Raw genomic sequence first — 218 nt, forward strand, 5'->3', positions numbered from 1 at the left:
CGATTAAAACTGGCTTCGGTCGAAGAGCGTTGGACAGAAAGACAAGCGCAGGCTAAACCGATGTTGGATGACTTCTATGACTGGTTAACCACGCAGAAAGTCATCGAATCGAGTCCTCTTGGTAAAGCCATCAAGTACACCTTGGGTCAGTGGCCTAAGCTGATACGCTATGTTGAAGATGGGCATTTATCTATCGACAACAACCGAGCGGAACGCGC

1 protein-coding gene is annotated in these 218 nt (G+C 48.6%); it reads left to right on the forward strand.

Annotation, left to right across the window (positions count from 1 at the left end):
* Nucleotides 1-218, forward strand: a 218-nt coding sequence (locus AACW06_RS20750; protein WP_192076433.1) for an IS66 family transposase, incomplete at both ends; no start/stop codon positions are given.

This window comes from Vibrio sp. S12_S33 (assembly GCF_963889785.1).
Classification (GTDB): Bacteria; Pseudomonadota; Gammaproteobacteria; order Enterobacterales; family Vibrionaceae; genus Vibrio; species Vibrio aestuarianus.